The 9,252-nt window shown below is 51.7% G+C and carries 8 protein-coding genes; 2 read left to right on the plus strand and 6 right to left on the minus strand.

The annotated features are described in order from the left end of the window. Both AAGJ81_16120 and AAGJ81_16125 read left to right on the plus strand, forming a co-directional pair. The coding region (locus AAGJ81_16120) for a hypothetical protein (GenBank protein MEM0967675.1) at positions 1 to 648 on the plus strand (648 nt) is incomplete at its 5' end. 95 nt (positions 649 to 743) lie between these two features. Further along, positions 744 to 1,217 (plus strand): hypothetical protein, encoded by a 474-nt coding sequence (locus AAGJ81_16125; GenBank protein MEM0967676.1) that lies wholly within the window; start codon positions 744 to 746, stop codon positions 1,215 to 1,217. A gap of 209 nt (positions 1,218 to 1,426) precedes the next feature. Here AAGJ81_16125 and AAGJ81_16130 read toward each other — a convergent pair whose 3' ends face one another. The 6 genes from AAGJ81_16130 to hrpB all read right to left on the minus strand — a co-directional run. Next, positions 1,427 to 2,425 (minus strand): biotin--[acetyl-CoA-carboxylase] ligase, encoded by a 999-nt coding sequence (locus AAGJ81_16130; GenBank protein MEM0967677.1) that lies wholly within the window; start codon positions 2,423 to 2,425, stop codon positions 1,427 to 1,429. A 19-nt stretch (positions 2,426 to 2,444) separates the two neighbouring features. Continuing rightward, positions 2,445 to 3,368 (minus strand): carboxylating nicotinate-nucleotide diphosphorylase, encoded by a 924-nt coding sequence (nadC, locus tag AAGJ81_16135; GenBank protein ID MEM0967678.1) that lies wholly within the window; start codon positions 3,366 to 3,368, stop codon positions 2,445 to 2,447. Between the two features lie 97 nt (positions 3,369 to 3,465). Continuing rightward, positions 3,466 to 4,491, minus strand: a complete 1,026-nt coding sequence (gene galE / locus AAGJ81_16140; protein MEM0967679.1) for a UDP-glucose 4-epimerase GalE — start codon at positions 4,489 to 4,491, stop codon at positions 3,466 to 3,468. 60 nt (positions 4,492 to 4,551) lie between these two features. Continuing rightward, positions 4,552 to 5,373 carry a class I SAM-dependent methyltransferase gene (locus AAGJ81_16145; GenBank protein MEM0967680.1) on the minus strand — a complete coding sequence of 274 codons (822 nt, stop codon included), beginning with the start codon at positions 5,371 to 5,373 and terminating at the stop codon, positions 4,552 to 4,554. Between the two features lie 49 nt (positions 5,374 to 5,422). Next, positions 5,423 to 6,673 carry a diaminopimelate decarboxylase gene (locus tag AAGJ81_16150; GenBank protein ID MEM0967681.1) on the minus strand — a complete coding sequence of 417 codons (1,251 nt, stop codon included), beginning with the start codon at positions 6,671 to 6,673 and terminating at the stop codon, positions 5,423 to 5,425. 99 nt (positions 6,674 to 6,772) lie between these two features. Further along, positions 6,773 to 9,252: ATP-dependent helicase HrpB (gene hrpB / locus AAGJ81_16155; GenBank protein MEM0967682.1), on the minus strand; the 2,480-nt coding region annotated here is incomplete at its 5' end.

Below are 9,252 nucleotides of genomic sequence, written 5' to 3' on the forward strand. Positions count from 1 at the left end.
CCGGAGAACTTTTCAGTCCCGCTCACTCAATACCCGGATGGGATCTCAGTCGTTGAGCTTTCAAACCTCATTGTTACCGGAGTTTCGATTCTGTACCGAAACGCCTTCTACGATCCCGATGTCCCTGGACCTGGGCCGGATCAAAACGGATTTTTCAACGTCCTCGATAGCGTTGGAGCCACAGAAGGCGAGGGAGTTGTTTTGCTCGACTACGACCTAGAGGGCACTGCTGATCCCCCTGAAGGCATAGCTCAACAAATTTTCAATGAATTTTCTGGTACACAAATTGAAGCAACGGTGACCATTGTTGAAGAGGAAGTCGATCCGTCAGCCCATCTAGGCAAAAGTCTGGTAATCACCGGCAGCCCCTGGTCGAGTGTCATCACTCCTATCCAGAGGGCAACCTACGACATCTATTCAGGCACGACTACCCTTGAGGCCTCTCCGCTTCCTAAGAAAAACCTGAAGGACATGATCGAGCTTCTCCGATTGCGTCGTTACAACACCAAACAGAGAGGTGGAAACGGTGGAGGTGGCGGAAGTGCTGCCACGGAAGGCGAGCCCATCGTCCTTGACGTCGTGCTCGACGATAACACTGCCGGCCAAATCGAAATCGATCCTAGCGTAGCCAAGATCGTGTCAGAGTGATGATTTTGCGAGCCGGACCATTCGCTAGATCGCTGGATTCATTCTTAAGTCGGCCCGTTGATCTACAGGGTGGGCTGGACCCTCAACCTTTGCCTGTGAATCGGGCGCTGGACACAACTGGATCGAACTGGCCTTGGCGCCTCTATATTGCTCAGTCAGTTCAGTCGGGAGACTATTTTTATGACTCAACGGGTGGTTCAATGTATACCGCCGATTTTTTCCAAGAGGGAACTGGCAGTGAAGGTAACGGCTTTTTTGAGGGAGAGGGCATAGGGTTCAGGTACCAAGCAGTATCCGATATAGTGCTCAAGGGATCGGTTTCTGTTACTGCAACAGGCGAGCCTGGAAGTTTTCAGGGAGGCGTCTTTTGCTACTTCACTCTTTACGTGTTTGCTAGTGGGGACGTGCCTGGCTTTAACCTATTCCAGGAAGGTAGAGGGTCGCAGACGCAGGACTTTGAAGTGACTCTCCCCGCTGCAACCGTCCCCGGAGTGGTAGTCGGTTTACTTTCTGGAAACGGCGAAACCGTAGAAGCATCAATCACCCTGAAACTGGATGATGAATCGTAGTTTCAAAGGTTATGCGTCTCCGGTGCGAGACTCTCCTTAACCTCATCCAAATGGCGACTTTTTTACAAAAGTTACCAAACCTATGAGAAAAGTTACCAAACCCGATGAGAACTTACAGCAGGCCGAGGCGGAGAATGGCGCCCTCCGTAGCTCGCAGAGCGCAGGGGGGCCATAACTTCGGGTCTACATCAGGGAATGTTCGTTTCGAACTACACTCCCGAACGCAGACTCACATCTCCGACACGAAAGCTTCTTAGCGATCCCATCTTGTTTCGGATGAGAAGTGAGCCGGATCGGTCAATTCCTACCATTATGCCGGAATGAGTGGTTTGATCGTCGATCTGGATCTGGACCTCTTTTTGAAGATAGCAGGCGAATCTCTCCCATTCATCCGACAACAGATCTTCGTCTACTCCGAGAATACACTCGTCATGGGCCGTGATTATTTCTTCGATTGCAGCCGCCGCTAGAGCATCGAGAGGATACGTGTTTCCGGACACAGCGGAAAGCGCGGTTGCCGTCTCCCTCAGTTCAGCTGGGAACTCTTCCCGGCTCATATTTACATTCACGCCGATCCCAAAAACCAGAGCAGTGATCCGATCGGTCTCGAGAGTGGATTCAGCGAGCATTCCTGCGACTTTCTTTCCGTCGATCATGAGGTCGTTCGGCCATTTGAGCTTTAGGTCTAGTCCAGTGATTGTGGAGATACGGCGGCAAAGGCGTAGTCCAGACCAGATAGGCAGGAGATTCATTCGACGGGGAATGGCATTCGGGCGAAAACCAAGGCTCAAGTATAGGTTGCCTTCAAGATCGCCACTCCAGGTCCGCCCTCGTCTTCCTTTTCCTCCGGGCTGTCGTTTAGTGATACAAGCAAAAGGAGTCGGGGTATTCGCCGAGAGTAGGCGGAAGACTTCCTCATTAGTGCTTGCCGCTGCTTCGAAGAGGTTGAGGGACAATAGTCGGCAGGGCTCTGGAACTTGAGCAATGGTCCCAGATTCGCTGAGACCGAACGGCAAAGCGCTCAGGCGGTAGCCCTTTCGCTTCACAGCCTCGATTTCAAATCCCTTTTTCCTTAGGTTTTCCAGACGCTTCCAGACGGCTACCCGAGAGACTCCTAGGGAAGAGGCTAGTTCCTCTCCAGAAGAGAAGCGATTCGGCTCTGCGAGAAGAGCGCGGAGAATCAACACGTCAGGATCGTCGGCGCGCATGTTTTAACTCCGGAAGCACTCAGGACCAGCTTTCAATATCCAGCCCGACGTCAACCCACCGGGAGCGATGAACGGTGGCTCCCGTGGAAATGAAATCAAGCCCGAGATCTGCAAGCGCAGGCAAGGATTCAAGCATGATGTTACCACTCGCCTCAGTGAGGGCAGCCCTACCAATAGTGGCAACGGCTTCGCTTAACTCGTCCTTATTAAAGTTGTCTAGTAGGATGACGTCGGGCTCGGCTCTCAGGACTTTGGGTAGTTGATTGAGGTGGTCTATCTCCACTTCGATAGGGAGGTCGGGTCGTTTCTTGCGGGAGGCCTTTACCGCTTGGAGAAACTCGGCTGCACCGCCAAGAGTCGCGAGATGATTGTCTTTAATCATGACCCGATCATAGAGACCCAGGCGATGATTCCATCCACCTCCAGCAGCGACCGCGTATTTGCAAAGAGCCCTGTATCCCGGAGGGGTCTTTCGAGTGTCGAGGAGTCGGGTGGACGAGTTCCCAAGGGCGGAAACGTAGGAACTAGTTGTCGTGGCGATTCCAGAGAGCATCTGGATAAAGTTGAGAAGGGTGCGTTCGACAGTGAAAAGCGAAGATGCCGGTCCTGAGATTCTTGCTAGCGTCCCTCCGCTTGGAACTTGGGTGCCATCTTCTACAAGCTCTTCGCATTGTAGGCCTTCATCGACCTCTTTTAGAATGGACGGAATAAGAGGAATTCCAGCGACGGTAACGTGTTCACGTGCGACGATTTTTGCTCTCGCATTCTGTGAATACGACAGGAAGAGCTCCGAGGTAGCGTCTCCATGGATACGTTCGGCGGAAAAGCCTAGCCCCTCCAAATCTTCCTGCAGTGCTCGGGAAACGAGGGATTGATTGGCTTTTTGGTCAAGATCCTTCCATGAGACTTGATGGTAGAAGTGACTGTGGAAAGAGGGATTCACGTAAACTCTACGACTTTTCCATGCTCCCAGGATTCATTTAGTGAGTCAGATTGAAGCGATTAGAGACGCTTCGACGATCGTAGCGCACCTTGAGCCACTAACGTCCCCGGACGTATTTTTCCCACTCCCATGCACTGGAGATCATTTCTTTGAGAGAAAGCTCTGCTTTCCACCCTAGAACTTCGTTGGCAAGGTGGGTGTCGGCATAGACCGCCTCCACGTCTCCGCTCCGCCTTGGCGCGATTTCCTTCGGCAACACTTTTCCCGAGACCTCTTCAAAGGTATCGACGATTTCCTTCACCGAACTACCTCTGCCAGTTCCTAAATTGAAGAACTCGTAGTCTGAGAGCCCGGTGCGATCAAGAATGCGCTCAGTTGCAATGACATGAGCCTTCGCGAGATCGACCACATGAATATAGTCGCGGATACAGGTGCCATCAGGGGTATTGTAGTCGTCTCCAAAGATCCGAACTTTTTCGCGAACGCCTGCCGCAGTCTGGGTGATAAAAGGGACTAAATTGTTTGGCACGCCTCTGGGTAGCTCACCGATCTTAGCTGAAGAGTGGGCCCCGATTGGATTGAAGTAGCGGAGAGAAACAGCCCGGTAATCTACCCCGGTAGCGATCGCATCGATAAGGATTTCTTCACAGATTTGTTTGGTGTTTCCGTAGGGAGACATGGCCGCTTTGACGGGTGCTGCCTCGGTTACCGGTAGCTTTTCAGGCTCTCCGTAGACCGTGCAGGATGAGGAAAAGACGAGACCCCTTGCATCAGTGCTGGGAAGAACCTCAAGAAGGTTGATGAGTGAAAGGAGATTATTTCGATAGTAATGAAGGGGCTTTTCGACGGACTCTCCGACTGCCTTGGCTGCTGCAAAGTGGATAACCGCCTGCACATCCGGATGCGCCTGAAAGAAAAGTTCCAACTTCGATTCATCGCACAGGTCAAACTGTGCAAGGTCTGGACGGACTCCGGTAATTTCCTCAATGCCGTCGAGAACGCTCTCTTCGGAGTTGGACAGATCATCAATGATGACAACTTCGTAGCCTTGCTCGATAAGCTCTACGGTGGTGTGGGAGCCAATATATCCCGCTCCTCCAGTCACCAATATCTTTGCTTTCATCACCAGACGGTAAAACGTTCCTAGCTTATTTGACGAGGTGAATTTTGGGAGAGGCCTTGGTTACGGGTCTGTGAAAAACAGATTGATTCGATAATTACGGATGCCTTCTTTCCAGAAAAACCGGAACTTGTAGACCACTCTCATTTTCAGAGAGAGTCTTTTTTGTATGTGTGGTTTCGCTTCATAAAGCCCTTGGGACTTTTGAAGGCGCAGCCCAAGTTTTTCGAGATCCTTCGGATGATCGCAGCACCATTGGAACCAGCTTTTCTTCTCCAAGTGTTTCATCGCGTCGTGACTGGCCTGAGTCTCTACCATTACCGAAGGCGTGGTGTCGGTGATGATCCAAGAATTAGAAAAATGGCTGGCTATCGTGCTAAGGACCTGTTCCGCCTGCGAATTGTTCAGATAGATAAGGACGGCCTCAGCGACAAAACAGGTAGGTTGATCTGCCCGGATACCCCTAAACCAATCATCCGAAAGAACGTTCGCGTCTCTGGTGAAGCGACGTTCAGTGGGAAGAAAGAACTTCTTCCTCAGCTCGATGACATCGGGAAGATCAAACTCATGCCAAATCGCTTTGCCGTTGTCCAAGCGTTCGAAACGGGTGTTTAGGCCGCAACCGATTTCGACAATGTTCCCAGTGGGATGCTCCTCAAGAAATGCGGAAACATCCTCATCGATCATTCGCGTGCGAACCGTTGTGTCGGTAATGCTCCTTACGTTTTTCCACTGGGAAAAATCATAATTGATCTGATCGACGATACTGACTGCCTTCAGGTCATGAATCAGGCCCTTTCCCCGTCTGGTCTCAACCGCTCGCCCTAAGAGTGGAATCAGAAGGGTCTCTTGGACAGGTCCCAAAGATAATTGCGTTTTAGACAATTTACACCTTTCTCCGGCCAATGAAGATTCCGCTAGTGAAGAACAGAAATCAAGACTCGTTGGCGAGGATCTGTTCGAGGCTCTGCCGCTTGCGAATCACCCTTAGCTCACCGTCCGTCTCCCTCAATATCTCCGGAGTTTCGGGAAAGCTGTTGTAGTTCTTCGTGCTCATCGAACTGCAGTAGGCACCTACGCCTCCTATGATCAACCAATCATCTATCCTCGCTTCGGTTAGAGTTCGCTCAGCCAGAGTCTCAGCGTCCGCAGGAGAAGGGCTTAAAAGGTCACCGGATTCGCAGCAGTGCCCGACTACGACATAGTTTTGTTCTCCTCTTTTCTCATGCGTTTTCGGAATGATTTTCATAGGATGTTGAGCAGCGTAGAGCGAAGGCCGCAGGAGATCTGTCATCCCGGTATTCAACTTGAGGAACCGATGTCCTCCAGGGAGGGTATCAACGATATCCTGAACCTTTGCGATGAGAAAGGACGCGTTGGCGACTAAATAGGTTCCCGGTTCCACTTCGAGCTGAATCTCACGCTTGGTTTCGGCGGCAAACTCTCGGAGTGCTTCAGCAACCGGCTCTCCGATTTGAACGATGTCGGCTCCATTTTCAGTCGGTATCCGTGCCACTTTGTAGCCGCCCCCGAGATTGAGGGTGGTCACCGTGGGAAACTCCCGGACGAGTGCAAGACTCAGCTCTGCAGTTCTCTGCCAAACGGAAGGATCACTACCCGAACCAATATGGGTATGAATACGAAAAGCGGTCAGTGAGTGCCTTTCGATCGTTTCACGGACCTCTTCAACTTTTTCGTGCCAGATTCCGAAGCTGGATGAGGGACCACCTACGTTCGTCTTAGCGGTTCCGCCGGAGCCAAGACCCGGGTTAAAACGCAGTCCTATTCGAGTGCCGGGAAATACAGAACCGTAGCGTTCCAGTTGATAGAGCGAGCAAGCGTTGATCTGAACTCCGGCCTTTACCCAATCTGCAAAATCTGAAGGGAGTTCCTGAGTGCTGAGTGAAATCTTTTCGGCAGCGATTCCGGCGCGGAGAGCACGATCGACTTCATATCCCGAGCTGGCATCAATTCCGAAGCCTTCGGATGCGATGAGCTGAAGAATTGCTCGGGTGGGACAAGCCTTCATCGCGTATCGAGGGAAAAGTCCAAAGGGTGCCGGAAATCTCTTCACGACCTCTGTTTGTTTTAAGATCTCCCCCGCATCATAAAGAAAACACGGGCTTCCCTCCAGGTCATTGATCTGGGTGAGAAGTTGGGGCTCCAAGTAGGATGGAAATTCCATGAATCGGAGAATCGGTTGAATTGGATTTCTTTGATGCTGATTTTACGATCGTCGACTGTTGCAGGAGAAAAACGAATACGGAAACGTTTGAGACTGCAACTACGGCTTCTCTGGCCACTCATGCTTTGGGTATCGGCCGCGAAGTTCTTTTCGAATGGCCGGGTAGCTGTTCGCCCAGAATCCCTGAAGGTCCTGTGTGGTTTGGACTGGTCTGTGATTGGGTGCAAGAAGATGGACGGTCAGGGGACAGCGTCCATCTGCGATAGAGGGATGCTTATCGAGTGAAAATGCTTCTTGAATACGAAGTGACACAGAGGGCGATACGGGTTCCGTGTAATCGATGAAAACCGGCTTCTTGCGTTTGGGAATAGAGAAGTGTTCGGGAATCATTGTCGGAAGGAGAGCTCGTAGTTCTCTACTCATCCAATTTTTGAGCGTAGGCAGAATCTCAGCGTTCCGAAACTGTTTCAGGGTCGTCGTTTCAAACGCGACCCATTCAAGGACTGTGCGTTTAGCCGCTTCATCAAAATAGGGGACCTCATATTCGGGGAAGTAGTGTCTTAGGCACTCAACTCGGGCGATCCATCGGTTGACCGAGTCATTCCACTGGCGAAGGGGGATCCCGCCTGTCATTGCTGATTCTGCGAAATAGCTGGCTCTTATGTCGGCAGAAGCCTTTCCGAGGGTGTTGCGTTGGACAACAAGGTGGTCGAGCCTAATCAAGTTCTGTTCAAGCAGCTGACCAGAGGAGTCTTCTTCGACCGCTGACTCTTCACAAAGGCTCTGAGCGAGATCCTCAAGAATCCATTCAGATGAAAGATTGACGATTGAAGAAAGGACGACGGTTCGGGTGCCCTTGACCATCAACTCTCGTTTCTCAAGTGCAAGAATCCATTCGGTTGGTTGGATTCGGGTATTCCGATCTATCCTACCAAATGTGCCGTCTCTTGATTGGTAGGTTGCGGTTCCTCGGTTGACAAGACGGGCGATACGGTCGGGGTATGCGGCTAAACAGACTCTCCGGAGAGTTTCTTCGTTATCCCTTTCATCATTGTGGGATATCTGAAGGCGTCTGGCCTGGTGAATGACACGATGAGCAACTCTTCTCCGCAAGCCATTGACGGGAACGGTCTCGGAATTTTGAAGAATGGAATTGAGTGCGCGAATATCGGCAAAGAAGTCGGCTTGGTCTGTTTTTTCCACAAAGTGATCCTCCGCGTCCGAACCTCGTTGAAAAATGGGGTCCTCTTCTATCAAGGCGGCGAGAAGCGCGCTCGTTGACGAGGCACCTTTCTCAGCTCCTTTTTCGAGAAGGATTGCTATTCTCGGGTGAACCGGATGGGCGAGCAAACGGTGCCCAAGGGCCGTGACCTGATCCGCGTCGATCGCACCCAGCTGTTGAAGGAGCCACTTTGCGTGTTCGATATTTTCGCCGGGAGGTGAATCGATCCAGGGAAAAGAGGATGGCGAGAGCTGGGATGAAGCGACGGAGCGAAGATACCAGTCCGCAAGATCCAGGCGCTGACATTCCGGAGAGTCTTGTTCTGGGAGAGACTCTTCTTCGGGTTCAGACCAAAGACGAATGCAGGTGCCTGGACCGATCCGACCAGCTCTTCCAGTTCTTTGTTTCGCGGAGAAAGAAGAGATGCGTACGGTGCGCAAGTGGTTGATACCCCGAGCGGGGTCATAGTCCATCCGGCGAGCAAGGCCGCTGTCGATTACTGTGCGAATCCCTTCTACCGTAAGACTGCTCTCGGCGAGATTGGTAGCGACCACAATTCTCGGGCGTAGCCCTTGGCGGATCGCCTGATCCTGCTCCTCGGGGCTTTGCTCTCCCGAGAGAGGCACAACGTCCCAATCGCGAAACTCTTTCTGATGTCGAAGTCCATCAATAACGCGATGAATCTCACGATATCCAGGGAGAAAAATCAGGTAATCAGGATCTTGTCCAGACCGGTAGCTCTCCAAGGCGGCGGTGATCGAACGTTCGATGAGTAGTCTTGTATCGAACTGCCCTGGTTTCTTCTGATGGCTAATATGGACCGGGTAGAGCGGAGATTTCACCGTAATCAGGCGCGAACCGCTCCAAATGGTTTGAATAGGTCTTGGATCGAGTGTGGCAGAAAAGACTCCTACTCGGAGATGGGGAAAGTTCTCTCGCTGCGATAGTAGAAGGCCAAAAATCCAGTCGATCTCTAACTGGCGTTCATGAAACTCGTCCAGCAGAACTGCGTGATAGCGATTCAGAGAGTGAGGGTCTGAAAGAATTTCCCTGAGAAAGACTCCCCGAGAAACATATTCGATTTTGGTTTTGCTCGAGATCTTGCGATCGAAGCGAACGCGATAGCCTACTTCGTCGCCAACGTTCTGGGCTCTCTCTTTGGAAACTCGGTAAGCCAGAGATCGAGCTGCAATTCGACGAGGCTGGATGCACACGATACGACCCCCACTTGATGCTTCTGACAAATAGGCCGGAACCCTTGTTGATTTACCCGTTCCAGGCGGTGCGGTGAGTATCGTCAAACCGGGGGTCGAGAAGGCTGATTCGATCTTGCCGCGGTATTCGTCAATCGGAAGAG

It is taken from the genome of Verrucomicrobiota bacterium (genome assembly GCA_038744685.1).
GTDB lineage: Bacteria > Verrucomicrobiota > Verrucomicrobiia > Opitutales > Puniceicoccaceae > Puniceicoccus.